Source organism: uncultured Odoribacter sp., from assembly GCF_937966165.1.
Lineage (GTDB): Bacteria > Bacteroidota > Bacteroidia > Bacteroidales > Marinifilaceae > Culturomica.
Map to the genome: position 1 here is coordinate 295,537 of NZ_CALCLB010000012.1, position 26,490 is coordinate 322,026.

Below are 26,490 nucleotides of genomic sequence, written 5' to 3' on the forward strand. Positions count from 1 at the left end.
TTCTCCCGGGAAGCGGCAATCTGGCTCAATACGCATTCATTTCAGAATAAATATTCCTGTTTTATTTTGTCCAATTCACATAGGAACTTTCTATAGCCGCATAATCCGATAAATGAGTACATTTCCGGAAACAGGTAGAATAACTTTTAGGAGCTGTAAAAACAGCTGTATACTTCTCCCTTTCATATAAATGCACTTTGACTCCGCCGACAAGCGTGTAGGGAGATTCTCCTGTCCAGGATTCACAATCCCGGAAAGTGCCGGAGAAATCAGCTACCTTTTTACTATTGTCAAAGATATTGACCGGAACAGTTTTCAATTGCTTACAGTTGGCAAAAAGCCATTTATAAGAAGTCACAGAGGTACAATTGGTAAATGCCCCTTCTTCCACCGTTTCCAAAACATCACAACCAAAAAAAGCACTTGTAAAATCTTCCGCTGCAACGCATTCTGCATATAAACCGGCAGGAACTTTTTCCAATTTTTTACAACCGTAAAAACAGTACGTAAACTTCGTCGCTTTAGTGGAATACTTAAACAGCTCGCCGGGGACCTCTGTTAAAGCCGTACAACCGGAAAATACATTACTAAACTCCACTGCTTCGGGAGAATAAGCAAATAAATCAGCCGGAATAGTAGTAAGAGCCGTATTGGAAGCAGAAAAACTCCGGAAGATTGTAATTTCAGGACAGTCTTTAAACAGTTTTTCCGGAAATTCTGTCAAGGATTTACATCCGGTAAAACAAAATCCGACATCTTCCAATTTCGTACAATTTTTGAACAGACTGGCCGGAACAGATTCCAGAGCCACACAATTTTTAAAAGCATTCTTAAAAGAAACCACTTCCGTAAAAGCATTTCCCGGATTGTCAGCAATATACCTCAGATTCGAATTGTCATAAAACCCGTCTTCCAAAGAAGTAAGTCCCAAATTTCCCCATTGTTTTACCGCAGTAAGATAGGTCGTCATTTCCGTAGTAAATCCCAAAACACTGTACATTTTTTCCGCAGTACCGGAAATACTTACATTATATACTCCCTTTGCCGTATAATTATGAGTAGGTGCAGGAGTGGAGAGAGGATTAATAACCATATCGAATTCTTCCTTTGTCCCGTCTCCCCAATCAACAGTAGCTTTAAACGCATTTTCAAAAGGCAATTTCACGGTTGCCCCATCCAGAGGAAGAGTATATTCTAAAATCATGTTTCCACTACTTTGAACCACGGTTATTACAGCTTCAACGATGTCCGTACCTTCTCCGGCCCTGACCGTTACTGTACCGTTCAACTCTTCACCTGTCGCATTCGCAGCCGCAGTTAAAGTTAATACCGTATCCTTTTTCTCCACTGTCAGCCAGGTATTCTCATTGATAACTTCCCATTTTGCCTGATTGGTCCGTACCATTACTTCTTCCGAACCGCCCATATCGGAAAACCGAACCCCCTCCCGGCTCAAAGTCAAGCGGGCTGCTACAGTTTGTGTAACCGAAATCGTAGCCTTTATTTCCCCTTTATACATAATTTGCATTTTACAACTCCGCTCTTCTTCCCCGATCAGCGCATTTACAGTGACGGTAAAAATATCCCCGGAAAGAGAAGCCTGACACCATGCATTCCCATCCGAATAAACCGTAATTCCTTCAACAATATTGGTATTTAACCTGAATACAACCGATCCCCCCGCAGCAGCAATGGTAAAAGAAGCAGAAGTTCCGTCCGGACCAATCTCCACCGACCCGTCTTCACTAGTAAGTTGTATAAACAAAGGAGTATCTTTATCATCGTCCTCGCAGGCAATAAAAGCGAAAAGTAAAATAAAAATTACGTACAATTTTTTCATAACGGTTAGGTTTTAATTAGACAAATAATTTATAAAAAGATTAAGTTTTACCTTTTTTCTAAAATCCCCTGGAAACAATCCTTTCCTCTCTTCTGCTTTTTTATTAACAACTCCCTTCTGATTTTCTTTTTATTAGAAATTTCAGCCGGAATATTATAATTAGTAACTATTTCTGCCCTTGATTCTATCCTCTTCACAAATCTAAAGAAATAATTATATTAAAAAAATGCACTTCTCTTCCAATTCCGGCCCTCCTTTTCCCTATTCTTCCGCCTACTTTTTACTTTTTTAAAGTTTTTGTTCTGATTTGTTCACTAAGATTTCCCCCTTCCTTTCTTTTTATTCGTCAGAATAAACGAGTTAGCCAGATTATTTATATCCATTATTAATAACTAAAAATCAAATATATGCCGTATTCGCTTTATATTAATTAGTAAAAATAAATAATATTTATATTATTTTTATAATTTGATCGGTAGGATAAAAAAGATCCGTAAGGATCTTTTCTTTTCTGTAAATTCGTTTGTAAATATGCTGCTACAACCGTTTATAAGTTTTTAATTTCCAAATCAGCCAGATATCTCTCCGCATCTATGGCAGCCCGGCAACCTGCCCCGGCAGAAGTTATCCCCTGACGGTATTCGGGGTCCATGACATCGCCGGCTGCAAAGACTCCCGGGACATTGGTTTTAGAAGTTTTTCCTTCTGTCAGTATATATCCCTGCTCGTCCGTATGTATATATTTTTTGAATATTCCGGTATTTGGAGTATGTCCGATAGCCAGGAAAAACCCATCAATCTTTATATCGTGTTCTTTTTCTTCCGGAGTACCCATTTTGTAAATCAACCGAGCCCCTTCCAATCCCATATCTGTTCCATACAAATCTCTGGTATTATGCTCGTATAATATTTCAATATTGGGGGTTTTACTGACTCTTTGCTGCATGGCTTTGGAAGCCCTCAGGTAATTTTTCCGGACAATCATATAGACTTTCCTGCATATACCGGCTAAATAAGTAGCTTCTTCACAAGCCGTATCTCCCCCGCCCACTACAGCGACGTCCTTTCCTTTGTAAAAAAATCCGTCACAGGTTGCACAAGCACTGACACCTACCCCTTTGAAACGCTCTTCAGCAGGAATTCCAAGGTATTTGGCAGTAGCACCGGTAGCTATGATGACCGCTTCTGCCAACAACTGCTTTTCACCATCGACCACTATCCGGTAAGGAGGGGCTGAAAAATCAACTTCATCCACCACTCCGAAACGTATATCCGTTCCGAAACGTTCTGCCTGCCGACGCATATCCTCCATCATTACCGGCCCCGTAATCCCTTCCGGGTACCCAGGAAAATTCTCCACTTCAGTCGTCGTCGTCAGTTGCCCCCCCATTTGTATTCCCGTATACAATACAGGTTTCAAATTCGCACGGGCAGCATATATGGCAGCTGTATAGCCTGCCGGACCAGAACCTATGATCAAACATTTAACCTCTTCTATCGGATTTTCTAGTGACATATTTCTTTTATTTATGATTTGTTATTTCAGTCATACAAAACTATTAATTTAAAATCTGAATCCCATTTTTCTTTTCCGGTATACCTTTTAAAAAAAAGTTAAAAAGTGAAAAGCCGTACTCCTTCCCCCGCTTTTCCCCTAAAATATGAAAACAATGCGAAATATCCAAAGAAAATGAAAAAGAAAAGAGAAAGACAGAAAAATGAAATAAAATTCTGGAAAAACACTTTACAAATCATCCAATTTTGGATTAGAAAAGAATATTTATAAAAAGATTAAATACGATTTAAAATACATAAATTAAGAGAGAATACAACCTCTAATTGCCTGCCAAATCTATTATGATAAATAAAAAAAAATTTTCAAAAAAATTATAAATCAAACAGTTGATATTAATTATGCAATTGAAATCCCTCCAGTTATTGAAAATATAACTGTTTATAACTATATTTGTATATAAGCAATTTACAAATATAATACAATATTTGTTTACATGCAAATAAATATTGGATTATTTTCATTGAATTTTATATTTAATCTAATTTGAAGAATTATGGGATTTCCAGAACGTTTACAAAGTATTATTGAGGAACAGCGTATATCCAAGTATAAAATCGCTAAAGCCATCGATATATCTGCCAGTACTGTATCCAATTATATCAAAGGAAAAACAAAACCTGATTCTACGAAATTAACTGTACTCTGTAAACTTTTGGGAGTCAATAAAGCATGGCTGCAAACCGGTGACGGTCCCAAATACATTACCGAAGAACCCCAGACTACTTATAACCGTACGACAACAGATATCGATGACAAGCAGATGATCCGGAAATTAATCAATCTATTGGAAAGTCAGCATGAAAGTATACGCGAAAAAGATATGCAAATTACACTGTTAATCCGGAAAATCCCCGATATTCCTTCTCAGAATTAAAAACGTTCCTTTATCCGATTCAATAGTTTATTCTATACCAAAAGCCTGAAAAATTAAAAAATTTTTCAGGCTTTTGGATTTAACTTACCGGCTTATTTACAATTCCCCAAATATCGGGAAAAATTCTTCGCTTCTTCCCCATAATAGCAAATGACAGGAGAAATAGCTTCGTAAGCATAAGGAACGTATTCCGAAAGTTGTACGGCAGCAAATTTTTTGTCGCCGGCAATCATAACGTCCAATTTTACGCCCGTATTGATCTGCCTTTTCAATTGCTTCAAATCTTCAAATCTTTTCTCTTCAATACAGTATTGTAAAGGCTGACTTTCTTTGGAATCAAAATAGACTGTCATTTTTTGTAAATGACTGCCTGTAGGACGGAAAAGATAGGATTCTCTCCCCATAAAAAATTTAATGATTCCTCCTAAAAAAAGAAAAACGGCCGCAGTATATAAAAAAGTAGACATGGACGAGTTCGGATCATCGATCGACCATCCTCCCACCGTAAACAAGATGGCAACCGTTACCAGTCCCAAAGCGATCAGGGAAACTTTATTCTGTTTAACAACTTCTTTGTTTGTTACAGTTTCTATATCTTCTGTTATTGTTTTATATTTTGACATCTTCAGATTCGTTAAGGTTTGTCCGGTATCCTTCCCGGAATTTACCCATAGTAATCCCGGAACAGATATTCGGAAAATATTAAAATTCAGTTTACTAAAATAAAAGGAAATGATTTTAAAAAACTAAATAATGATTTTGCACAACCCGTAAATGTAATATCCGCACATTTTCTGTTGCGCAAAATAATTCCGGTAGAGAGAAAGAGAAGTACGAAAAGCTTCTAACGAAAAAGATCTTAAGTCCTCAGATAAATAAAATAATAACTTCGCTTGCAAAATCCGTATTTGCAGATTTCGCCTCAGAGTGTTATTCTGACTAAAAGGATTGTGTTGCTGAAGAGAGATATCAGCTGCATCATTTGAAGCAATAAACTCCCATAAGCTTGCAGACTCCTGCTTCTCCGAAGATAATTCAGCCTTAAATGCATCCGGGTATGTCCCATTATTCCCCTGAGCCGTATCCGAAAAACACACGGCCGCCAAAACGAATAATATATACAAAACCAAACGTTTCATTTTCTGCAAAGATAGAACAAATATACAAATATTTTGCATAAAAGAAAAAATAGAAGATTTGAAATAAACTGTTGTAACGTCCCCTTTTTCTATTCCGTATAGAGAAAGACCAAATATATTGACTATGGTTACTATAATGATCGTCATTTTTATTCTGGGCTATGTCTTCATAGCTTTGGAAAATAAAACAGGTATTAACAAAGCAGCCGTGGCTTTAATACTAGGCATGCTTTTATGGACCCTCTTTATCTTTTCCGGCGCAGGCACAGTTATTCAAGCCAATTCTGCTTCTTTCAGCGAATTTTTAGCTGCCCACAAGGAATACCTCTCCCTTTCCAAACCGGAGCAAGTCATAAAATACATTGTAAATCTCCAGATTATCGACCATCTGGGAGACGTCAGTGAAATACTTTTTTATTTGCTGGGAGCAATGACAATTGTGGAACTCATCGATGTACACAAAGGTTTTGAAGGAATCACCGGACAGATTACAACCCGTAATAAAAAGAAATTACTGTGGCTGATCGGATTTATCACTTTTTTCATGTCTTCCGTACTGGACAATATGACTTCTGCCATCGTGATGATAATGCTTTTACAAAAATTGCTTGACAACCCCCAGGAAAGATGGATTTTCGGGAGCATTGTCATCATTGCAGCCAATGCAGGGGGAGCCTGGACTCCTATAGGGGATGTTACAACCATTATGTTGTGGATCAATGATAATATTACTTCCGGAAACATTATGCGGTCCTTATTCTTTCCCAGCATAGCAGCCCTTGCCCTGCCGCTCTGGATCGTTTCTCTGCAATTAAAGGGAAATATTGCCTCCGTTTCCGGTGCAGCTAAGGAAGAAAACGGAAGTCCCATAATCCGGAAAGAACGGAATACTATTTTTATATTGGGTATTCTCTGTCTTTTGTTTGTACCCGTTTTTAAATCACTCACACACTTGCCCCCCTTCGCCGGTATTTTGCTGACACTGGGCTTGCTATGGATTTATATGGATATCTTTTATAACCGCAGAAAAAATATACCGGCAGACCGGCAATTCCGGCTTCCCGAGGTGTTATCCAAAATAGATTTTTCGACTATTCTTTTCTTTTTCGGCATCTTAATGGCCGTAGCAGCATTGGAAGCGATAGGAATACTGGATGACCTATCAGTTTTTCTGGACCGGAAAGTGCACAATGTATATATTGTCAGTATTATTATCGGCTTCCTCTCTTCCGTTATCGACAATGTCCCTTTAGTGGCAGCTTCTATGGGCATGTATCCCGTACTCAGCCCGCAAGCAGCAGCAGCCATGCCCGAAGCAGCTTATATGTCTAATTTCGTACAGGACGGTACATTCTGGGAATTAATTGCCTATTGCGCGGGAACAGGAGGCAGTATTCTAATCATCGGTTCAGCTGCAGGAGTCGTGGTAATGGGACTGGAAAAAATCAATTTCATGTGGTACGTAAAACACATCTCCTGGCTCGCTATTGCAGGATTTTTAGCCGGTATCGGAATTTATATCCTGCAAAAATCCCTTTAAAATTTCCGCAACTCAAATAGGAGCGGCTATTTCCGGATTACATAAAGAAATTCCGGTTTCAAAATTTATTATCTTTGCCTGAAGAAAAATCAGTAAGCGGCATGGTCTTAACCCCTGAGCTAAAAAATTTCATTGCAACCCATTTACGGGACAATACCGACAAGTTATTACTGAATGCCAGGCAGTACAGCGATATCCCCATGTCATTCGCTGTAGATCAAATATTGGCAAGAAGACATATCAAGGAAAAACTGCCGGGCTGGTTTAATCTGCCGGACCTTATTTTCCCTTCCCGTCTTGCTGCAGAACAATGTTCTTCGGAATTGACAGCCCGCTATAAGCAACCGCTCCTAAGCGGAGAAACAGTATGCGACCTGACAGGAGGCCTGGGAATAGACAGTTGGTATTTTTCACAGGTAGCCCAAAAAGTGACGTATATCGAACGATTTCCGGAATATTGCAAAGCAGCTGCCTCTAATTTTGCCTTTTTAAATGTCCCTAATATTCAAATCATAGAAGCAGACGTAAGAAAACTCATCCCTTCTCTGCAGGCAGATACTTTTTATCTCGATCCCGCCCGCAGATCAGGCAGTAATAAACGTTTATTCGCTTTGACAGACTGCGAACCGGATATTCTGCAGTTAAAAAACGAGCTTTTAAAAAAATCCCGGCGGATAATCGTCAAAATTTCTCCTATGGCAGATCTCGCAGAGACAATAAAGCTTATTCCGGAGATTGTCGAAATTCATATTCTGGCAGTTAAAAACGACTGCAAGGAAATATTACTGATATTGGAAAATAGGGAAATATTGTCCGATACAAGTGTAAAAGTCATAACGGTAAATTTCCCTGCTCAGGAAGACCCTCAAATTTTTTCCTTTCAATGGGGAGAAGAAATAAAAACCGGTTGCCATTTGACGGAAACAGTGAAAAACTACCTGTATGAGCCCAATAGTGCCCTCTTGAAAAGCGGAGCTTTTAAACTGGTCAGCCATCGGTTTTCAATTGAAAAATTGCATATACACAGTCATCTTTATACCTCCAATCAAAAAATAAACCATTTTCCGGGACGCATTTTTCAGGTCAAGCAGGTCGTGGAATTTTCCCGTAAAAAGCTAAGGCAATTGGGAAAGCAATATACACAGGCCAATATCAGCGTCCGGAATTTTCCCATGAGCGTCGCAGAAATCCGAAAAAATTCGGGCATTGCCGACGGAGGCGATTTGTATCTTTTAGCTACCACCATCGGGAATGCCCGGCGTATTCTCATCGAATGTAAAAAAGCCTAACCTTTGATTTCAATTTCAATAGGCTCTTCTTTTTTAATCTTTTCCGTTTTACCTGGATTTTCTTTCGGAATTTCAGGAATTTCGGTTACTTTTCTCTTGTCTGTCTCCCCATTATAAAAGGGGGTTACTTCTCCTTCCTTTTTCATTTCTTTTTGTACATCAGGACGTTCATACCAAATTTTATCTGCCACATGTCCCCATTTTCTGGAAGTATCCTGACATTTATCCGTCAAGACATCTACGTCTTCCGGTTTCAGCATATCTGTTGAACGGGCACCCGAAGCATGTACCACTTCTTTTAAACTGTCCGGATTGTCCAGTAAAGGACAGGGACGCAAATGGTTTTTATTAAAGGGCTGCCTTTGCTGATAAGCCTTAAACAAAGGAGAACGCAAGGCCTCCAATAAAGACATATTTTTTATGTTTACATTGGAATAATGGATAAAGGCACAAGGCTCTACATCTCCGTTAGCATTAATATGGAAATAATAACGCCCGCCAGCTATACAACCGTTCACGTATTCTCCGTCGTTCCAAAAATCCATTGCAAAAATAGGCTTCGTTTTCCGGAACATCCTCACCTGATTATACATGAATTTACGTTGTTCCGCCGTTACCATCAATTCGGGAATAGCATCATTCCCTACCGGCATATAGGTAAAATACCAAACAAAAGCGGCCCCTTTATCGATCATAAAATCCATATACTCGGACGATCCTACTACGTCTACATTTTTCCGGTGATAACAGGTAGACATGCCAAATACCAAACGTTTTTCCTTGAGGATTTTCATAGCCCTCATCACAGCCTGATAGGTACCTTTTCCTCTCCGCATATCCGTCTCTTCTTCATAACCTTCTACACTGATTGCCGGAGCGAAATTTCCCACCCTCAGCATCTCGTCAGCGAAAGCTTCATCAATCAGAGTCCCGTTGGTAAAAGCCAGAAAATAACACTCCGGATGCTTTTCACAAAGACGAATGATATCATTTTTTCTTACCAGAGGTTCGCCTCCGGAAAAAATAAACATATATACCCCCAAATCTTTTGCTTCCGCAATTATCCTGTCTAAAGTCTCAAAATCCATAGACATCCGGTGACCGTACTCCGCCGCCCAGCATCCGGTACATTTCAAATTACAGGCCGATGTGGGATCCATTAAAATTGTCCAGGGAACGCTCACACCGTATTTCTTACTGGTAATCTTTATCGCACTGTTCCCGATAATGGCTGCATTACAAATCAGCGCTTCAAAGAGTTTTCTCCTTACATAGGGGTCCCATTCGTTGTACGCTTTCATAACCAAACGGGTCCAGTTATTTTGGGGATCTTTCAAGCACTCGGCCAAAGTATCCCATGATGAACCGTAAGTGCCGTCCGTATCAATCTTTTTAATCCATTTTAAAGCCTTGGATGCGTTTTGTTCCGGATCTTTCTCTACATATTTGAGCAATTTCTTCATCGCAAAGGCTTGCATTTGTGTCTTAAATGTCTTCATTAGTAGTGAATTTATTTATAGTTAAATCTGTCTTCCTAATTTTTCCTATAAACGCATAAACCACAAATAAGTTTCATCTATTCATACGAGCCCCAAGCGAAAAACAAACGTCTTCCCCTGTTTCGTCAAAATTAAAGTTTTTCATAAACAGGGAATGAAAAAGGTATACATCAATTGTTTACCGGAAGATTGCTCCCTATATAAAAAGGATTAACGGCATTTCAGAACGGATTTACCCTTCATCCGGACAGGAAGGATATTCAGCTTACCGGAAATGCCGTTAATCTTTAGAATAAATATCATCTTATAGCTGCTCTTTGAGCACTTGTATTTTTAAGTCAACGGGAATTTACTTTTTATTGATAAAGGTTCTCCTTTCCTGGTAATTCACATCTCCCCGGGCTTTAACGAATTTCTCTATGGCTTCCACTATATAAATATGTGTATTCTCCCCTTTCCCTTTTCCCGCAAAGTCATACGCACTGTTTACATAATTACTCAAACCTATCGTAAATTCCTGCTGGGGATCTTTTAGTTTATTGCCGTTTTTATCAACAAATACCACATCTACGCCATCCCCGTTTTCATCTTTCAGAATCGTATACCTTCCCCGGGAAACAAATAAATCAATCCGCCGGTTTTCCCGGTTTTTCAAACCGTTAAAACGGTTCAATATCAATTCTTTGATCTCGTTCAGTGTCAGCCTCTGCCTGACAATATAATTATTAAAAGGCTCTATCCGGTAGATTGTTTCCCGGGTAATATCTCCTGCAGGTATAGAATTGTAACGCACCCCTCCGCTATTGTAAAAAGCAAAATCACAGCCCGCAGCTTCACTCATCGCATCGGTAACCAGATTAGCCACATTCTCTTTATATTTTAATCCTTTCGAAGTGATACCGATTTTCTCTTTAAATTCCGGATGGTTAGAAATCTCCCGGACCATAGCCTCCATGTCTGCATCCTCACCGAAATCATCCAGTTTGACAGCTTTATAAGTCTTATTTATCAATTTTTTTCCTTTGAAATCTAAATAGGTTACTCCGGCATACCGTAAATTCGAACCGGTCTGGCTCACCAACACATTATTAATTACCCGGGGATCTTCGATCAAAGTGTGGGAATGCCCTCCAATGATGACATCCAGTTCAGGCATAGCTACCGCCAGTAAGGAATCGGCAGTAAACCCGATATGCGTTAAACCGATAAATACATCGCATTGATTCTTTAATTTTTTATGTTCAAGGGCAACAGCCTTATGGTAGCGGAATGTAATCCCTTTTACATTATCAGGGTTTGTAGCCGGGATACGGGTTACAGCATTCGTCTCCAACAGTCCCAAAAAACAAAATCTAATACCGGCAACCTCCAGAATCCGGAAAGGATCCGGTTGTTCCAAAGGAGTTCCCTTCGTCTGTATATTTGCACAAATAACCGGAAAAGAAGATTCCGAAATTCTTTTATTCAATTCAGCTTCCCCGTAATCGAATTCATGGTTTCCGAAAGTAGCGACATTATATCCCAGCTTACCCATTAAATCAAACATCGGTTTTCCCTTTTCTTTAGCATTATCCACATACACATTTCCCGAAAAACGGTCTCCCCCGTCTACCAAAAGCACATGAGGATTTTCTGCCCTGATTTGCTTTAAAAAAGTCGCAAATTTCGGGAAATGGTCAATCTGAGCATGAATATCATTCGTCGAAATGATCACCACCCGGGTGGTACCGGAAGTCATGTTTTTATCTGACTGACAGGCTGAAAATACTGTAAAAAGCAGGATAAAAACGACAAAATAAATTTTTCTGTATAACATAATATATAATTTCTATTTTACTCCTCGAAAGTAATAATAAAAAATCAACTTTTCCCGCTTTTTTCGCGTATATGTCTGTGCCGGTAAATAAAATTAGCGGCATTTTATTAAAAGTTATACAATACGAAAATTCCACACACAGGAATTTTAGAGAAGAGGCTTGTATTTTCTTTTATAAAACGAATGAATTCGTTAAAAATCATACACTTAAGCATGAAAATAAAAACAGGACGAGGTACAATCGGAATAACGGTTTTATTAGCTATTTATTCTATTTCCATGGTCACATCCCTTCCAGGCTTAGCTATTTCTCCTATTCTCGGCGATCTGGAAACGGTATTCCGGAAAGCCAGCAATCTCCATCTACAGATGCTTGAATCACTCCCTTCTTTTATTATTGTCCCCTTTATTCTGATAGCAGGACGGCTTTCTCTGCGGTTAAATAAAAAGAAACTGTTAATTGCAGGACTCGCCATCTTTTTTATATGCAGTATTATTTATCCTTTTGTCCATACCCTGAATTTACTTTTGGTCGTCAGTGCTTTTTTAGGTATCGGAGCCGGCATGGTGATCCCCTTCTCAACAGGGCTCATTGCTGATTATTTTACAGGATCCTACCGCACACGTCAGTTAGGTATCGCCTCCGCCATCAATAATCTGACCCTCGTTTTAGCTACTTTACTTTCCGGATTTTTAGCCGGTATTGACTGGCATTATTCGTTTTTGGTATACTGTTTCTCCGGGATTTCTCTTTTCTTTGCTTTTTTTCTGGACAATACTCCTCCCTATGTACAAACCGCCCGTTCAAAACCGCTAACGGCTTCACACTCCCGGCTGAAATGGCCGGTAAAAATTATGCTATTGTATTATTTTATTACCTTTATTGTACTCACCGTTCCCTTTAACCTTTCGCTGTATATGCAAAATTTACACATCGGGAATGCTGAAAAATCCGGTACCCTTATTTCCATTTTCTTTTTAGCTGTCACCTTACCGGGATTCGATATTAACCGGGTAATCTCCTGGTTCAAAGGGTATACGAATGTTATCTCCCTTGCAGCCATTTCGGCAGGCCTAGCATTATTTGTTTTCAAAAGCGGAATTTTACTTCTCACTTTAGGTGTTATCCTGACCGGATTGGGATACGGTATAATGCAGCCCATTATCTACGATAAAACAGCCAATAAAGTACCTGCCGCCGATGCTACGTATGCCCTTTCGCTCGTAATGGTCATGAATTACATAGCCATTATTACTTATCCCTTTATTTTAAGCTGGCTTTCAATGGATTCTGCCTATTTTCCTTTTATCCTCTGCCTGATTTTAGGATCGGCATTTACCGTATTCGCATTCTTTCGTCTCAATAGTAAAACACTGGGTATGAAACAAATACAGGAAGACGATAACGTTAAATAATGTAAGGATATAAACATTAAAACCAGCTCTTACGTACTTACCCGGTAATGAAGATGAAAATAATTATATAATATTCTGAACCTATAAACTAAATCTAAATCAAATTATGGCAACAAACTTGAAAAAAACAAGTACCGTGGCAAAGCTAGGCGTGATGACGCTCGCGATTATGAACGTCGCCGCCGTAGTCAGCCTTAGGGGACTTCCAGCAGAGGCCGTATACGGACTTAGCTCGGCATTTTATTACCTCTTTGCAGCTATTGTATTTTTGATACCAACCTCTTTGGTGGCCGCCGAACTGGCTGCAATGTTCTCTAATAAAGAAGGTGGTGTATTCCGCTGGGTCGGAGAAGCCTATGGTAAACGTTACGGATTCCTGGCTATTTTTCTGCAATGGATTGAAAGTACAATCTGGTATCCTACGGTGCTGACATTCGGTGCAGTATCTATCGCTTATATCGGAATGAATACTTCTGAAGATGCTTTAATGGCTTCCAATAAAGTCTTCACCCTGGTTACCGTATTGGTAATTTATTGGGTAGCTACTTTCATATCTTTAAAAGGGCTGGGATGGGTAAGTAAAATTTCCAAAATCGGAGCGACGGTAGGTACAATTATACCCGCCGGTCTTCTTATCTTATTCGGTATTATCTATCTGGCTACAGGAGGACATAATAATATGGATATGAGCCAAGGATTTTTCCCCGATTTATCAAATTTTAACAATCTTGTTTTAGCCTCCAGTATTTTCCTGTTTTATGCAGGTATGGAAATGTCGGGTATCCACGTTATGGACGTACAACCCCCTGCCAGTAAAAACTATCCGAAAGCTATTTTTATCGGTGCCATTATCATCGTCGTAATTTTTATATTAGGAACTTTCTCGCTGGGATTGATCATTCCCGCAAAAGACATTAACCTTACCCAAAGTTTATTGGTAGGTTTTGATAATTACCTGAATTACCTCCACCTCCATTGGGCTTCTCCTATTATCGCTATCGCTTTAATGTTCGGAGTATTGGCCGGTGTACTTACATGGGTAGCAGGTCCTTCAAAAGGTATTTTCGCTGTCGGGAAAGCCGGTTACCTTCCCCGTTTCTTCCAAAAAACCAATAAAGTCGGCGTACAAAAAAATATTCTGATCATACAAGGATGTATTGTTACTTTATTATCCCTGTTATTCGTGGTAATGCCCTCCGTACAGTCTTTCTACCAGATGCTTTCTCAATTGACGGTATTGCTTTACCTGATCATGTATATGCTGATGTTTACCGCAGCTATAGCTTTACGTTACCGGATGCCGAAAGCAGACCGTCCCTTTGCCATTGGACGGAACGGGAACGGACTGATCTGGATCGTTGCCGGAATCGGTTTCCTGGGAGCTTTATTGGCCTTCATCCTGAGCTTTATTCCGCCTTCCCAAATCAATACCGGAAGCAACACCGTTTGGTTTACTGTCCTCATTATAGGATGTGTAATCTTCGTAGCTATTCCATTGATTATTTATTCTTTACGTAAACCGTCCTGGAAAGACCCGAATGCAAAAATTGAACCTTTCCATTGGGAAACCTCCCCCGTTACAGCAGCACAAGCAGCAGCTCCCGTAGATAACGCCGGACCAGCAGCCCAGCATATAAGCAGCTCCCCTGCTAATACAATTGCTTCCAATGTAACGTCAGGGACAGCTTCCAATACACGGAATACGACCGTTAGTGAAGCCGATAAACAAGGTTATCAACAAAGCCAGCATGCCGGACAGAAAACACCCAGTAAGGATACCAAAACACCCCCGGCAAATAAGTCAGCAAACTCCAATCAAAACAAACCGGGTAATACATCTCATAATAATACAGATAACACTAACTCTAAAAAATAAACAACATGAATAAAATAAAAATAGAGGATCTCCGGAATGTCGTAAAAGAGGCTTATGAAAAAGTCAAAACCATGGAAGGAGGTAAAAATGCCGATTATATTCCTTTTCTCGCCAAAATAGATCCCAAACTTTTCGGTGTGGCAGTTTGCCTGCCCACCGGAGAAGTCATAGAAGCGGGTGATACAGATTTCGTGTTCGGTATCGAATCCGTATCAAAAGTCTATACAGCCGTGTTGGTCCTGAAACAATACGGAGCTGAAGAAATATTGAATAAAATCGGGGCCGATGCTACCGGTTTGCCTTTTAATTCGATAATGGCGATCTTACTGGAAAAAGATCACCCCAGTACTCCCTTGGTCAATGCCGGAGCAATTACTGCCGACAGCATGGTAAAACCATTGGGCGACAGCAACGGCAAATGGGGAGCGATTACAGATAATATGGCAGCCCTGAGCGGAAGCGAATTGGTTTTATTAGACGAGTTATACGAATCGGAAACAGCCACCAATTTCAATAACCGCTCGATTGCCTGGCTGTTGAAAAATTACAACCGCATTTATGACGATCCCGATATGTCATTGGACCTCTATACCCGCCAATGTTCGATGGGGGTAACAGCCAAACAACTGGCTATTGCAGCCTGTACGATGGCCAACGACGGTCTGAATCCGGTGACTCAAGAACAGGTTTTTGAACCGGAACTGGCACCTAAAATTACGTCCTTAGTGGCAACTGTCGGATTCTATGAACATACTGGCGACTGGCTGTATACCAGTGGAATCCCCGCTAAAAGCGGAGTCGGAGGAGGAGTACTCGGAATTATGCCCGGAGCTTTCGGTATCGCAGCATTTGCACCCCCTCTGGACGATGCAGGTAATTCCGTAAAAGCCCAGGCCGTAATCAAATATATCACTCAGAAATTGGGCTTGAACATATTCCGGAACAACAATATAGAAATAGAAATGTAAAAATCAGGAACAGGCCCTGTTTATTGCTTTCTCTTATTCTGATAATGAAAGGTATAAAGTAATATTCAGGACGCTTCCTCTAATAAGAGAAGCGGATATCCGGAAAACGGATTTTCCGGATATCCCTTCTCCTTATCCTCCAGCATATGAAACAAGAAAATAGAATATTTGAAAAGTTTCTGAACATTCTGGTTTTACTGGGAAGTTTGTTTATTATTGTCATCGTATCCATAGAACTGTTGTCGTTAAGACCCGTTTTAAGTGAATCTTTTATTCTGAATACTCATTTAATTGTCTGTTTTATCTTCCTGCTTGACTTTTTTGTACGCTGGTTTTACAGCGGACAAGGTTGGCGTTTTATGTGGCGCAATCTATTTTTCTTCTTGGTTTCTATTCCTTATCTCAACATTGTTTATGCCTTTGTGCCCGACCTCTCCCACGGAGCATGGGTAGCCCTGCGCCTTATTCCGCTGGCCCGGGGAATTTACGGAGTTTCATTGATCGTAAGCTGGATGACCCTCAGCAAAGTCACCAATCTGTTCGTTACTTATCTGACGATTCTCTTCATTATCATTTATTTTTCCAGCATAATATTCTTTTTTATGGAACACGGCCCCAATCCTATGGTCAAAGATTACTGGGATGCCTTCAACTGGTCGCTCATGAATGTCACCACCGTCGGTTCCAACATCTTCGGCGTCACCAAACTCGGCCAATCCCTGGCCGTCATCCTCGCCGCCTCCGGCATGATTTTCTTCCCGATTTTCACCGCCTTTGTGGTGGACAAGTTCCAGAAAAAGCGGAAAGAAGCAGAAGGGCAATTAAGTAATTAAATCATACCAATGTCTTATTGGCAAAATCTCCCTGACCGGAAATGATATTATCTCCGGCAAATTCCATAGCCTGAGCAGGATACTCGATATTGGCAAACAATACATCCAGATTTTTCCGGTCAGCTTCTTCCCTTTCATTTTCATGCACCCACTTATACCTAAAAATCTTACCCTCCCTTATCTGAGCATCAATACGATCCTTACTGGCAAACGAATGGGATACCTTCTCATCGGAATAAAGACGATGCTACCTTGCTTTTCTAAACGCTTGATTCTCCAACCCTGAATCTTTATATTGGTCACTACAAGACAAACAGAAAAGAACACAAATGCCTGAAGATATACAGAAACAAATGATCTCTCCGATTTACAGTTGGAAAACGTCTGTCCACCCCTTTCTATTCAGCTTATTTCCCGAATTTTCCTGATTCCGGCTGATAGGTACAATTCCAGGCTTTAGATTGATAACTTCCCCGGATTTTTCGTGTAGCGATCACACAGGAAGAACATCCCAATGCAAACTCACACCCGGAACATGACTCAACTGAACAATTTCTTTCTTTTATCACTTCAGTTGACCGGCCTTCACGGATAATATTAAGGATATTTTTTTCGTTTACATTTCCATAACTTATATCCGATGCAGCGATACAAGGACGTACTTCTCCATCCTGCATAATACAAATCCGGTCCTGCCAGCAGGAATGCCCGTTTAACTGCCGGGCCAGACCGTCTATATCGATGGCAAAATGATAATGCCTGGTGAACAGGAAAGGGCTTAAATGCTCCAATTGCGCAGATTTTTCCGGGACAATCATTTCCATTGGATAACAACAACTCATACAACTTACTGTCAGATAATACTCCGACAACCATTGTTGTATTTCATCTCTATTTTTCAGCTGATGCTCATCCAATAGTAAAACAATATCCAAGTCTGTAAAATCATATTTAGCAGCCCAACCTAAAATTCTCATTAATCCGGATACTTCCTCTCTCCCTTTGGCCGGATTAAACCCTGTTACGATCAATGATAAATGAACCTGATTTCGTTTTAATTGTTTAATATCTGTCTCCTCTACAAGCATACCGGAAGTTTTAACTGTAACAGGAATATGAAATTCTGAAGCATATTTCAAAATTTCATATAAATCTTCCTTATGTGTAAAGGGATCTCCTCCCATAAGTTCCAACCTGCCGGGTTTGGCAAAACTCAGACTTTTCAGTAGACCGGCAATATTATAAGTAATTCTTGTGGTGTCCGAATAACACCCACAGGCACATTCCAGTGTAGCAAAACGTTTTTTAAAATCACAAAAACTGCAATTCTTCTTACACTCTGATGCCATTTCAATAGTAACTGTACTCAAAGGTCTGTAATAACCATTTTTTTCTACCAGATGATTATGGACAAAAGGACGAAATTTAGTACTTACTTTAGGCCGGTCATATATAGTTCCCAAATCCAATTGTCTGAGTAAATCCGTATATTGAAACAATTCGTTCTCTTCTAAACCGAAACTCCTGCTAATTTCTTCTATACTCATTCCCTGTTGAGATTGTTTCAAAAAAAGCTGATGCTCCGGATCTTCAATCCAGAAAATCCTTTTTTGCAAAACATCATAAACAGCAGCTTTACAGGCTCCCCAACTGATATAACAATAATTATGAAGGACAAAATAGTTCATAACCATACACCATTAAAAATATTCATATTCTCTTTTAAACAAATCAGGCTTTTTCTCCAAAAGGGAGTACAGATTAGTCAAATTTTTTACCAGTAATTCCCTTGCCTTTTCACAACGATTCTCAAAATAATCTTCTCTGCCACTATCCACTTCTGCCGGACATATATGACAATGATTGCGTGCCACACAAGAAGGGCATTCCTCGGTCGATTTAAAAAAATCATTGAAATAATCCAGTAATTTATTTTCATCTACCCCGCTATCCAATGATCCAATCGGCCGGTCATTCCCAATGCGTTCACACATATAGATGCGTTCATCCGGAGTAACACATAATTTCCTACCCGAAGCACAAATACCGGTATACCAATTCTTTTCACTCCTTAAACAATGAGGCACGTTAAAAAAAGTGCTCTGAGCATCGTAATTAAAGGCATAGAAGACCTCTCCCCGCTGGAACTGCCGTCCTTTCAGACAAAGATCTTCGTATGCCTGCTTCAATTGTATCAGAGAATTTCTAAAACGCTCCGGTTCATACGGATGAATCCGGTGAAAATCAGAAATCTCTAAATCCTTTAACATAGAAGCATTCTGTACATGAGGGGCTATATCATTTTTTTCAAAAAAATCGGTAACCTCTAAAAAATCCGTATTTCCATTGGTGGTGACGTTAGCTTTCACATACTTATTGTAATAATCCTGATCAAAATAATATATTTCCTTTAATTTCTTTTCCACCAATCGAAAAGAAGGACGGCCATCTTTCAGACGACGGTATCTGTCATGTTCCTTTTCAGGTCCGTCAATACTGACATTCAGAAAAACGCAGTTATCCCTTAAAAAAGGCAGCCATTCTTTTTTTAATAGAGTGAGATTTGTACTGATCCCTATATGCAATTCAAAAGGTCCCTGATACTGATTCCGGACATAAGCAATCCCTTCCTTTACGACAGGCCAGTTCAATAGTGCCTCGCCCCCGTAAAAAGATACGTTCAAAGCCCTGTTTTTGAAAGGTAACACTTTCTCCTGCCGATTCAGCTGTAAATAAAGATCTATCGCCTTTTTAGTACTTTCCGCAGTCATATAACGAGAATGGTGCGACCGGCGATTAGGATACAACCCTTCCTCATATACACAATACAAACACCGCATATTACACTGTTCCGTAGTAACCAGAATCAAATCCCACGCCAAACTTGTCAGCAATTGGGTATTCTGGGCTTCTTCTACACTTTTTAGAAATATTTTTCCGGACCGGGACTTACGCCTGAAAGCATCACTATGCGTCCTCCAAATTCGTACATATCGCAGAAAATCTTTATGTTCCGGATATAAATCAATAAGACGATTCAATTCATCGTCAGAAGTTGAATTATATATCTGGTTTACAAAATTCTCTTCTATCCTTTCAGACAGAGGATGGACCGTATTCGTATTCGCATCATACAAATACCGGCTATCCTTTTCAGTTACAAATAACAAAAAATCACTATCCATGATCTATTTATTTTTGTGATCCGGTTTCCTAAAAACTATTTTGTCCATTCATAATAAACCGGGTATTCCGTCCGGAAATGATCCGGTGATAATCGAAATAATCCCAGTATTCCGTAATAATCCTGATTCGCTCTTACCCCAAACTCCCACCGTTTATGAAGCAGTCGAAGCAGCAGAAGCCGTGGAGGTAATAGAAGCTGAAAAAACAGCTACTGCCACACCTGTCATGACGCATACAGCACAGGAAATACAAGTAGAACAAGCAACACAAACCGTACAGGTAGGACAGCAATTATCCACTGACTTGCCATCGTTTAACACCTTATGCTCTACAAGCACTTGCCGGATTTCTTCTTCATTCAATTTTCCTTCATAAATCAATTTACCAATGGCTTCCCGGATGGGCTGGGCATTTTTCTGGATACGTTCTATGAATGCGTCCGTCATTTCCGGATTTTCTTTTCGCAATTCCTCAACTTTATCAAGCCATTTGGCTTTCATTTCCCGGTCAGAAACATTCCGGGCTTCACCGATCTGAAACTGTTCGTTTTTCATAGACAGAATCCAGGAATTCAATTCCTTTAAAGCAGCATCATTTACCTCTTTCATAACCTTATTTTTTAATTAATACATTAATTATACAGCCAAACTCTATATCATAAACTACAGAATTCCTGTATAATGGTAAAGCTATAAAACAAATAATGATATTTTGTTAATAATTTCCGTACAAAATCATCAACAGAGCTGCTTTTTATAGTCACTGTATAAAATACCGGTTATTTCTTTGAATACGCGACTAAATTTTGTTTTATCCGAAAAGCCCGATTGTTCTGCAATCTCCGCAAAACTCATCGTCGGAAACTCAGCCATCAAATGTTTTGCATGTTCAATTCTTAAAGCATTCACCCAGGTATTAAAATTTTGATTATAAGTATATTTGATAAAATAAGATAACTCACGGTCAGGAACATTCAGACACGAAGCAATATCAGCAATTACTATCCCCGGAGTCAAATAAGGTTTTTTAGATTGTATGAAAGCATTTAATTTGTCTTCCAGAATATGAAAAGCCGGTTGAGTTACAGGCTTATTTGCAGGCGGCCGTTTATCCGCTCTCTTTACGATTACCAGTATATCAGAAAGACGGCTTTGGTAGTTAATATACCGGATTACAAAAACAAAATAAAAAACAGGAAGAAAAGTAGAAAAAATAATATCTCCCCAATAAGAAGGATAGGAAGAGAAAAACAAAACTATGATTCCTAATATGCCAGCCTCAAAAAATAACCGTGTTCCCCAATGAAGATGAAACCGGTCAATATCGGAGAAGATATTATTCAACTTTTTTATAAAAATATGCCTTTCCCTAAAAAATAAAAAGGTGTATACTATTATTTGTATAAAATAAGTGAGTGCAAATAATAACCGGAAAAGCAAAGCCGGATGGTTCCTATATTGTAAAAACTCCTTCCAGGAGTATACTTTCTTGTCAGTATACATCATAATAATACCGAAATAAAGAATCATATAAATAACAGTCGGTAACAAATGTTTTACCACATTTTTCTTATTGACATAAGTAGAATGAAATAAATAAATCGACAAAAAACTGAATATACACGCTTGTGTACTAGCAATAAAAAGCGTAGGTACCGAAAAAATTTCAGGAAGATCAGTTCCACGAAAATAAACCGTGAGCACTTTTCCTGTTCCTACAATAAGGGAAGCTATCCCTAAATAAATTTTCTCCTGATAATACAGTTTGTGAAGGGGATAAGATATAAAATGACAGGAGAATAACAATATACCCATCACCAAACAGGTATATATCTCAAAAGAATAAATAATAATATGATTCATTTATCAAAATTTACATAAAATAATTTATCAGTAAACAGTAATAAATATAATATAAAATTAATACTTTATCTTTAATTTCTTTAAAATTACGACACCACTAAAAAATATTCCCATAAGTTGTATAATAAAAATGAGAGGTACAAATTCTTACCTATCAGGTAGGATATAATTCTACAAATGGGACGGTTCTGCAAACATCAGCAACAAAATAGGGGTATGATAATAGGGTATAAGCTGTTTTTACAGCTTTTGAGGCGGATAAATCCCAAAAAAAGAGATTATATTTCTTTATTTGCACACTTTGTTATTGCTCCCGGATGTTTTTCAGGAACCGCAGACCGTTTTGGGTTATAGTTTCCTTTATCGGGAAGCGGAAACGTAGTTTAGGCCAATATGGGAAATTTTACCACTTATACCGTAAGATTATTGCCTTGACTCCCCAAAGCTTTATTGCCATTAGTTGCCTGGAAGGATACGATAGCGGAAATTATTCCGGACACCTTACTGTTAGTCGGTTTCCAAAAGCGTTTGGCCGCTCTGCTCAATGGTATTCTTATACCGGAAAGGCGGGGGTGTTGTGTCAAAAATTTTTGATACAACACCCCCGTCCCCTGTGGTTTTATAAAAGGTCTGCCTCAATTTTGTTAAGCAGACTTTTTTCGAGTGATAATCTTCCAATTAAAAATCACTTTTCAAGAAGGGATTTTTTCATTCTGTCAATATCGGTCAGGTAATCCTGAAGGTCCTGCTCATGTTCTTCTTCTTCAGCCAGAATTTTTTTCACGATATCACAAGTAGTATAGTCTTTTCCGTCTGTAAAATCGGCAATTTCCTGGTACCTCAGAATAGCACAGCGTTCAGAAGCTACATTGTCTTTTAGTAAGCTGACCGAACCGAAATCCTGGGGAGTATCGTATTTACATCTTGCCAGTTCAAACCATTTCTGAGGGTCCAGAACAGGTACCCCTTCCAGTTCGATGATACGTTTGGCGATCATTTGGGCATGTTTACGTTCTTCTTCAGCATGTTCTTCAAACTCACTTTGTACGTTAGCACGCATAGCGCCTTCCACAACTAACGCCCCTACCCAGTACTGGTAGTACGCTAACCATTCTTCAGACAATGCAGCGTTCAATTGTGAAATTAAATTTTCTACATCTAATTTTCCTTTTAGGATTTCTACACTTTCTTTAGCCATAATTTTAGTGTTTAGTTAATTTTGTTTTATTTATATGTATAACGGACTAAAAAACTTTTTGTTTGAGCGGTCTGTAATTTTAACAAGGGTTTCCACTGATCATACAAAGGGAAGGGGTAAAAGTGTTAAAACTGTGGAAGGGTTCCTTAAAGTATACGGACTTCTTTTCCCCCTTTTTGCAAAAAACATATGATATGTCAGGTGGGAAATTTTATACCGGAAGGATCTGTTTCTGATCTTCTGCTTATCAGCGATGTATAAATAAATCGGACAGGTTTCAGCGATTTTCCAAACCGTCTGAACCTGCCCTAAGAGCCTTATCAAAAGCCGGCTACCGGGGATAGATTACAAACACCAGGTCTTTTAGGGTATATAACCTTCCCTCTCTCCTTTCGTTTAATAAATAGAAATGATAAAAACTAAAAAAATGAGAAACCGTATTTTATTGATTTTATTCCTGGGAGTCGTATGCGTACTTCCAGCCTTGTCCCAGGAAACCGGGGCACCTATTGAACAAGCAAAACGCCACGACGTAAACCGGCTGTCGAAAGATTATTATATTCCGCACCGTTTTGACGGCAAGACTATCATCATTACCGGAGCAGCCAGGGGAATGGGCAAATGGGCAGCCGTCCGGGCAGCCAGGGAAGGAGCCAATGTAGTGATTCTCGACTGGCTGCGTAAAGAAGGACAACATACGGCCGATTCGATTTGCAGTTTCGGCGGAAAAGCCCTATTTGTATACGGTAATATTCAAAAAGACGAAGACTGTCAGCGAATGATAGACACGACCATAAAGGTTTACGGCAAACTGGATTATGCAATCCTTAACGCCGGGGTAATGGATGCCGTATATTCTGGCGCTCCTTTTGAATACGACGAACAGCGGAAACTGATGCCTGCGATGATCACTGACGCTACAGATGAATATTGGGAAGGGGTGATGGCTACCAACGCCACCGGAACGTTCAAATCATTGCGTGCAGTACTGAGACAACTGGTTAACCAGGCACAGGGGGGAGCCGTGGTTGTCGTCTCGTCCATTGCCGGAATGACCGGGTTAGCAGGCAATCCGGCTTATCTCGCCAGTAAACATGCTGTAAACGGACTGGTACGCAGTGCCGCCGTAGACTATGCCCCTTACGGTATACGGGTCAATTCGGTGAATATGGCACAAACGTATACCCCTATGGTCACCCGCGCTTACGAATTTGTCGAAGCCCAGGAAAAAGCCGGAGTCGGTTTCGGAATGGGGAAAGTAAAAACCATGAGTTTAATGGCTTATTGCGATTCTGAACACCGGGGGGCTTTTCCCTGGGAACAGGCTTCCAATATGCTCTACCTGATCTCAGACGAAGCTTCTGCTCTGACAGGGGCAATCATTGCTACAGACGGAGGCTGGACGGCATTTTGATCGGCAATTTCTGACCGATAATCCGATTAGGCTGAAGCTGATCCGGTATATTCAAAATGAAATATCAATATTTCCTGCATGAGAACTTTCTGCCTTCTCTTTTGCCTTACTATCCCGTTTCGCATTGAGACGCTCTCTGCCCAAAGCAACAACCCTCTATCCGTATTCGAAGGGGAACGGATTCAAACGGTACGTTTCAGCTACACCGGATTACCTGCCGACTCATTGGCTACAATAAGAATGATGCAAGCAACGGAAAATACGTTCGCTATATATCCTTATACGCATTTCAACCAAATGATGACAGATTATTATCTCTCAAGGGTGCGTAATCTGCCGTTTGTCCGGGACGCCCGTCTGGAAGTTATCCCTACGGGGGACGGAGGTGTTAACGTAAAGGTCTACGTCGGCCTGATGACGGCCCAACCGGGAAAAGTGGTCACCCGCAATTTATTCCAAAATCCCAGGAATTTTCCGGTAGTATACAGTAACCACCGGACTTTCCTAACTTTCCGTGTAGCCGCTTCGGAAATGGCATATTCAAATTCCAATGCCTGGTTTGCCTGTCCGGAACAGTTACTTGCAGGAAATCCGCTGGCCGGCCACCCTGCCGGCGAAGGATATACCGGCTGGATCGAAGGCTATGTTATGCAGGGATTATACGGGATCACACGTCTGACGGAATGGGGGAATTTGCATTTCTATGGCGGAGTGGGTTATATCGTCACTTTCAGCGCAGGAAGAGAGTTATTTACTGACCAAAGCCGTTTTCATATCGCAGTGGAAGACGCTTTTGCAGGACTGGTCGGTGGAAAACGTTATGCGCCCGAACACGACTACGCTTTCAACATCCTTTACGGACGTAAACAATTCGTACTGGGAAACGGCTGGTTGATCGTCAATACCGGCATGAACGGAGAAGAAAGGGCAGCCTTACAGCTTAATCCGCGGGTGGCAGCACGCCGACTGTTCCAAATGGGGGCACGCTGGGACAAACTCACGCTGCAAACTTTTCAGTTACGCCCGGACGAACTGACGATTCTCAACAGCCATACCATTATCAACGGACTGAATGTGGAATACGACAACAATAACCGGCTCCAAATCGGCGGCAGTATACTTTTTGTTCCCCGGTCCGGAGCAAAGTATTACCTTCCGGACGGCACCGTTTATCAACGCCGTGGTTTGTGGGTATACAACCTCCGCCTCTTCGGAAACCCGCATAGCGGAAACCCGGGACTTTTTTATAAAGCAGAAGCCGGATATCAAACGAATAAACATTTCCGGATGCGGGCTTACGCCTGGTATACTCACCTGGGCTGGAATTTCGCCGCTAAGCGGGGGAAACCTGCCCTGAGCTACCGCTTTGCCTATTTTTCAGGCGATAAAGCAAGCACCCGCACCTATGAACGCTGGGATGCCCTCTATACCGGAGGAAACGGAGAACAATGGGTTCAGGGATCAAATATGTATAAGTTGGTACAAAATACTAACGAAATGACACACCTCCTGCAATTGGTTTACTCACCCCTGAAAAAAGTACAAACGGTTACCCAACTCTGGTCTTTCCTTGCACCGGAAAAAAACAACCTCGGTGGTAATCCAAGACTTTCCACTCTCGAATCACATTATTACGGTTCGGAGATTAACCTCACCGTAAAATATTATCATTCACAACACTGGTATTTCCACCTCAACACCGCCCTGACCCTGCCCGGGAATGCTATCCGAAATGCCCTCCCCTCTCCCAAGAACTGGTTTTGTCTGATGGCCTTCGTTAGATTCTCCCTATAGCCCCCGGAACAAGGCAAAACTGCTATTCCACTACCGGAAGACTTCTCTCCCTTCCCCTGTGAATTGGAGGAAACCGAATTTTTTATAAGTAAAGCCGTAAAACCGATCCTTATTACATGGCGCAACTGTCATACGGGCACTAGGGCTATTTTTCCTCTTAAACGATCGGTTTATGACGTTTCAAATAATTCGCAATCCGGATTTCTCTTTCTTCCTGAGAAAGGTCAGCAGGGAATTCAAAAGTAGTCCGGTTACTGACCGAAACATGCACAACTTCTCCCACTCTTTTCTTATACTCTTTTAATACGGATTCAATCTGCTGGGCAGAAGATTGTTTTTCTGAATGAATAATACGGTCGTTTTGCATATT

The 26,490-nt window shown here is 40.3% G+C and carries 22 protein-coding genes; 9 read left to right on the forward strand and 13 right to left on the reverse strand.

What is annotated here, in order from left to right; translation table 11 throughout:
- Positions 1-61: 61 nt before the first annotated feature.
- Together Q0465_RS05020 and trxB are read right to left on the reverse strand one after the other, a co-directional pair.
- A complete protein-coding gene (locus tag Q0465_RS05020) occupies positions 62-1,840 on the reverse strand; it encodes a BACON domain-containing carbohydrate-binding protein (protein WP_298613667.1) in 1,779 nt (592 codons plus the stop codon).
- Between the two features lie 547 nt (positions 1,841-2,387).
- On the reverse strand, positions 2,388-3,356 hold the full coding sequence (gene trxB / locus Q0465_RS05025) for a thioredoxin-disulfide reductase (RefSeq protein ID WP_298613669.1): 969 nt from the start codon (positions 3,354-3,356) through the stop codon (positions 2,388-2,390).
- A gap of 553 nt (positions 3,357-3,909) precedes the next feature.
- Between trxB and Q0465_RS05030 the strand changes: the two genes are divergently transcribed.
- Positions 3,910-4,290 (forward strand): helix-turn-helix transcriptional regulator, encoded by a 381-nt coding sequence (locus tag Q0465_RS05030; protein ID WP_298613671.1) that lies wholly within the window; start codon positions 3,910-3,912, stop codon positions 4,288-4,290.
- Positions 4,291-4,382: 92 nt separating this feature from the next.
- Here the strand turns inward: Q0465_RS05030 and Q0465_RS05035 are convergent, their stop codons facing one another.
- Positions 4,383-4,913, reverse strand: a complete 531-nt coding sequence (locus Q0465_RS05035) for a hypothetical protein (RefSeq protein ID WP_298613673.1) — start codon at positions 4,911-4,913, stop codon at positions 4,383-4,385.
- A gap of 123 nt (positions 4,914-5,036) precedes the next feature.
- Complete coding sequence (locus Q0465_RS05040) at positions 5,037-5,429, reverse strand: hypothetical protein (RefSeq protein ID WP_298613674.1); 393 nt, start codon at positions 5,427-5,429, stop codon at positions 5,037-5,039.
- A 124-nt stretch (positions 5,430-5,553) separates the two neighbouring features.
- Here Q0465_RS05040 and nhaD point away from each other — a divergent pair, with 124 nt between their 5' ends.
- Both nhaD and Q0465_RS05050 read left to right on the forward strand, forming a co-directional pair.
- Positions 5,554-6,969: a sodium:proton antiporter NhaD gene (gene nhaD / locus Q0465_RS05045; RefSeq protein ID WP_298613676.1), complete on the forward strand. Its 1,416-nt coding sequence runs from the start codon at positions 5,554-5,556 to the stop codon at positions 6,967-6,969.
- Between the two features lie 74 nt (positions 6,970-7,043).
- Positions 7,044-8,258 carry an SAM-dependent methyltransferase gene (locus tag Q0465_RS05050; protein WP_298613678.1) on the forward strand — a complete coding sequence of 405 codons (1,215 nt, stop codon included), beginning with the start codon at positions 7,044-7,046 and terminating at the stop codon, positions 8,256-8,258.
- Here the strand turns inward: Q0465_RS05050 and Q0465_RS05055 are convergent.
- Positions 8,255-9,757, reverse strand: a complete 1,503-nt coding sequence (locus tag Q0465_RS05055) for a radical SAM protein (protein ID WP_298613680.1) — start codon at positions 9,755-9,757, stop codon at positions 8,255-8,257. The two genes, Q0465_RS05050 and Q0465_RS05055, sit on opposite strands and share 4 nt — an antisense overlap.
- A gap of 349 nt (positions 9,758-10,106) precedes the next feature.
- A complete protein-coding gene (locus Q0465_RS05060; protein ID WP_298613682.1) occupies positions 10,107-11,573 on the reverse strand; it encodes a bifunctional UDP-sugar hydrolase/5'-nucleotidase in 1,467 nt (488 codons plus the stop codon).
- 213 nt (positions 11,574-11,786) lie between these two features.
- Between Q0465_RS05060 and Q0465_RS05065 the strand changes: the two genes are divergently transcribed.
- The 4 genes from Q0465_RS05065 to Q0465_RS05080 all read left to right on the forward strand — a co-directional run bounded on the left by Q0465_RS05065 (position 11,787) and on the right by Q0465_RS05080 (position 16,666).
- Positions 11,787-12,989, forward strand: coding sequence for an MFS transporter (locus Q0465_RS05065; protein WP_298613684.1), 1,203 nt, complete (start codon positions 11,787-11,789; stop codon positions 12,987-12,989).
- 106 nt (positions 12,990-13,095) lie between these two features.
- On the forward strand, positions 13,096-14,865 hold the full coding sequence (gadC, locus tag Q0465_RS05070) for a putative glutamine/gamma-aminobutyrate antiporter GadC (RefSeq protein WP_298613685.1): 1,770 nt from the start codon (positions 13,096-13,098) through the stop codon (positions 14,863-14,865).
- A 5-nt stretch (positions 14,866-14,870) separates the two neighbouring features.
- Positions 14,871-15,833: a glutaminase A gene (gene glsA / locus Q0465_RS05075; RefSeq protein ID WP_298613687.1), complete on the forward strand. Its 963-nt coding sequence runs from the start codon at positions 14,871-14,873 to the stop codon at positions 15,831-15,833.
- A gap of 146 nt (positions 15,834-15,979) precedes the next feature.
- Complete coding sequence (locus Q0465_RS05080; RefSeq protein ID WP_298613689.1) at positions 15,980-16,666, forward strand: ion channel; 687 nt, start codon at positions 15,980-15,982, stop codon at positions 16,664-16,666.
- Between the two features lies 1 nt (position 16,667).
- Here Q0465_RS05080 and Q0465_RS05085 read toward each other — a convergent pair whose 3' ends face one another.
- The 6 genes from Q0465_RS05085 to Q0465_RS05110 all read right to left on the reverse strand — a co-directional run bounded on the left by Q0465_RS05085 (position 16,668) and on the right by Q0465_RS05110 (position 22,912).
- Positions 16,668-16,814, reverse strand: a complete 147-nt coding sequence (locus tag Q0465_RS05085; RefSeq protein WP_298613691.1) for a hypothetical protein — start codon at positions 16,812-16,814, stop codon at positions 16,668-16,670.
- Between the two features lie 259 nt (positions 16,815-17,073).
- The gene (locus tag Q0465_RS05090) at positions 17,074-18,354 is read right to left on the reverse strand and encodes a radical SAM protein (protein WP_298613693.1); all 1,281 of its coding nucleotides are present in this window, start codon (positions 18,352-18,354) and stop codon (positions 17,074-17,076) included.
- Positions 18,355-18,366: 12 nt separating this feature from the next.
- Entirely contained in the window at positions 18,367-19,851 is a 1,485-nt protein-coding gene (locus Q0465_RS05095; RefSeq protein ID WP_298613695.1) for a radical SAM protein, read from the reverse strand.
- 153 nt (positions 19,852-20,004) lie between these two features.
- A complete protein-coding gene (locus Q0465_RS05100; protein WP_298613697.1) occupies positions 20,005-20,460 on the reverse strand; it encodes a hypothetical protein in 456 nt (151 codons plus the stop codon).
- A 129-nt stretch (positions 20,461-20,589) separates the two neighbouring features.
- Positions 20,590-21,714, reverse strand: a complete 1,125-nt coding sequence (locus tag Q0465_RS05105) for a helix-turn-helix domain-containing protein (protein WP_298613699.1) — start codon at positions 21,712-21,714, stop codon at positions 20,590-20,592.
- Between the two features lie 685 nt (positions 21,715-22,399).
- Complete coding sequence (locus tag Q0465_RS05110) at positions 22,400-22,912, reverse strand: ferritin-like domain-containing protein (RefSeq protein ID WP_298613701.1); 513 nt, start codon at positions 22,910-22,912, stop codon at positions 22,400-22,402.
- A gap of 427 nt (positions 22,913-23,339) precedes the next feature.
- Here Q0465_RS05110 and Q0465_RS05115 point away from each other — a divergent pair, with 427 nt between their 5' ends.
- Together Q0465_RS05115 and Q0465_RS05120 are read left to right on the forward strand one after the other, a co-directional pair.
- Positions 23,340-24,326 carry an SDR family NAD(P)-dependent oxidoreductase gene (locus tag Q0465_RS05115; protein ID WP_298613703.1) on the forward strand — a complete coding sequence of 329 codons (987 nt, stop codon included), beginning with the start codon at positions 23,340-23,342 and terminating at the stop codon, positions 24,324-24,326.
- A 78-nt stretch (positions 24,327-24,404) separates the two neighbouring features.
- On the forward strand, positions 24,405-26,120 hold the full coding sequence (locus Q0465_RS05120) for an alginate export family protein (RefSeq protein ID WP_298613705.1): 1,716 nt from the start codon (positions 24,405-24,407) through the stop codon (positions 26,118-26,120).
- A 157-nt stretch (positions 26,121-26,277) separates the two neighbouring features.
- On the opposite strand, the gene Q0465_RS05125 is transcribed toward Q0465_RS05120, so the two are convergent.
- The gene (locus Q0465_RS05125; RefSeq protein ID WP_298613706.1) at positions 26,278-26,487 is read right to left on the reverse strand and encodes a hypothetical protein; all 210 of its coding nucleotides are present in this window, start codon (positions 26,485-26,487) and stop codon (positions 26,278-26,280) included.
- Positions 26,488-26,490 lie beyond the last annotated feature (3 nt).

What these genes read in the sequence shown, in the direction of transcription:
- Q0465_RS05020 (WP_298613667.1), bottom strand. Translation starts at nt 1,840, where the DNA reads ATGAAAAAATTGTACGTAATTTTTATTTTACTTTTCGCTTTTATTGCC.
- trxB (WP_298613669.1), bottom strand. Translation starts at nt 3,356, where the DNA reads ATGTCACTAGAAAATCCGATAGAAGAGGTTAAATGTTTGATCATAGGT.
- Q0465_RS05030 (WP_298613671.1), top strand. Translation starts at nt 3,910, where the DNA reads ATGGGATTTCCAGAACGTTTACAAAGTATTATTGAGGAACAGCGTATA.
- Q0465_RS05035 (WP_298613673.1), bottom strand. Translation starts at nt 4,913, where the DNA reads ATGTCAAAATATAAAACAATAACAGAAGATATAGAAACTGTAACAAAC.
- Q0465_RS05040 (WP_298613674.1), bottom strand. Translation starts at nt 5,429, where the DNA reads ATGAAACGTTTGGTTTTGTATATATTATTCGTTTTGGCGGCCGTGTGT.
- nhaD (WP_298613676.1), top strand. Translation starts at nt 5,554, where the DNA reads ATGGTTACTATAATGATCGTCATTTTTATTCTGGGCTATGTCTTCATA.
- Q0465_RS05055 (WP_298613680.1), bottom strand. Translation starts at nt 9,757, where the DNA reads ATGAAGACATTTAAGACACAAATGCAAGCCTTTGCGATGAAGAAATTG.
- Q0465_RS05060 (WP_298613682.1), bottom strand. Translation starts at nt 11,573, where the DNA reads ATGTTATACAGAAAAATTTATTTTGTCGTTTTTATCCTGCTTTTTACA.
- Q0465_RS05065 (WP_298613684.1), top strand. Translation starts at nt 11,787, where the DNA reads ATGAAAATAAAAACAGGACGAGGTACAATCGGAATAACGGTTTTATTA.
- gadC (WP_298613685.1), top strand. Translation starts at nt 13,096, where the DNA reads ATGGCAACAAACTTGAAAAAAACAAGTACCGTGGCAAAGCTAGGCGTG.
- glsA (WP_298613687.1), top strand. Translation starts at nt 14,871, where the DNA reads ATGAATAAAATAAAAATAGAGGATCTCCGGAATGTCGTAAAAGAGGCT.
- Q0465_RS05080 (WP_298613689.1), top strand. Translation starts at nt 15,980, where the DNA reads ATGAAACAAGAAAATAGAATATTTGAAAAGTTTCTGAACATTCTGGTT.
- Q0465_RS05090 (WP_298613693.1), bottom strand. Translation starts at nt 18,354, where the DNA reads ATGAACTATTTTGTCCTTCATAATTATTGTTATATCAGTTGGGGAGCC.
- Q0465_RS05095 (WP_298613695.1), bottom strand. Translation starts at nt 19,851, where the DNA reads ATGGATAGTGATTTTTTGTTATTTGTAACTGAAAAGGATAGCCGGTAT.
- Q0465_RS05100 (WP_298613697.1), bottom strand. Translation starts at nt 20,460, where the DNA reads ATGAAAGAGGTAAATGATGCTGCTTTAAAGGAATTGAATTCCTGGATT.
- Q0465_RS05105 (WP_298613699.1), bottom strand. Translation starts at nt 21,714, where the DNA reads ATGAATCATATTATTATTTATTCTTTTGAGATATATACCTGTTTGGTG.
- Q0465_RS05110 (WP_298613701.1), bottom strand. Translation starts at nt 22,912, where the DNA reads ATGGCTAAAGAAAGTGTAGAAATCCTAAAAGGAAAATTAGATGTAGAA.
- Q0465_RS05115 (WP_298613703.1), top strand. Translation starts at nt 23,340, where the DNA reads ATGAGAAACCGTATTTTATTGATTTTATTCCTGGGAGTCGTATGCGTA.
- Q0465_RS05120 (WP_298613705.1), top strand. Translation starts at nt 24,405, where the DNA reads ATGAGAACTTTCTGCCTTCTCTTTTGCCTTACTATCCCGTTTCGCATT.
- Q0465_RS05125 (WP_298613706.1), bottom strand. Translation starts at nt 26,487, where the DNA reads ATGCAAAACGACCGTATTATTCATTCAGAAAAACAATCTTCTGCCCAG.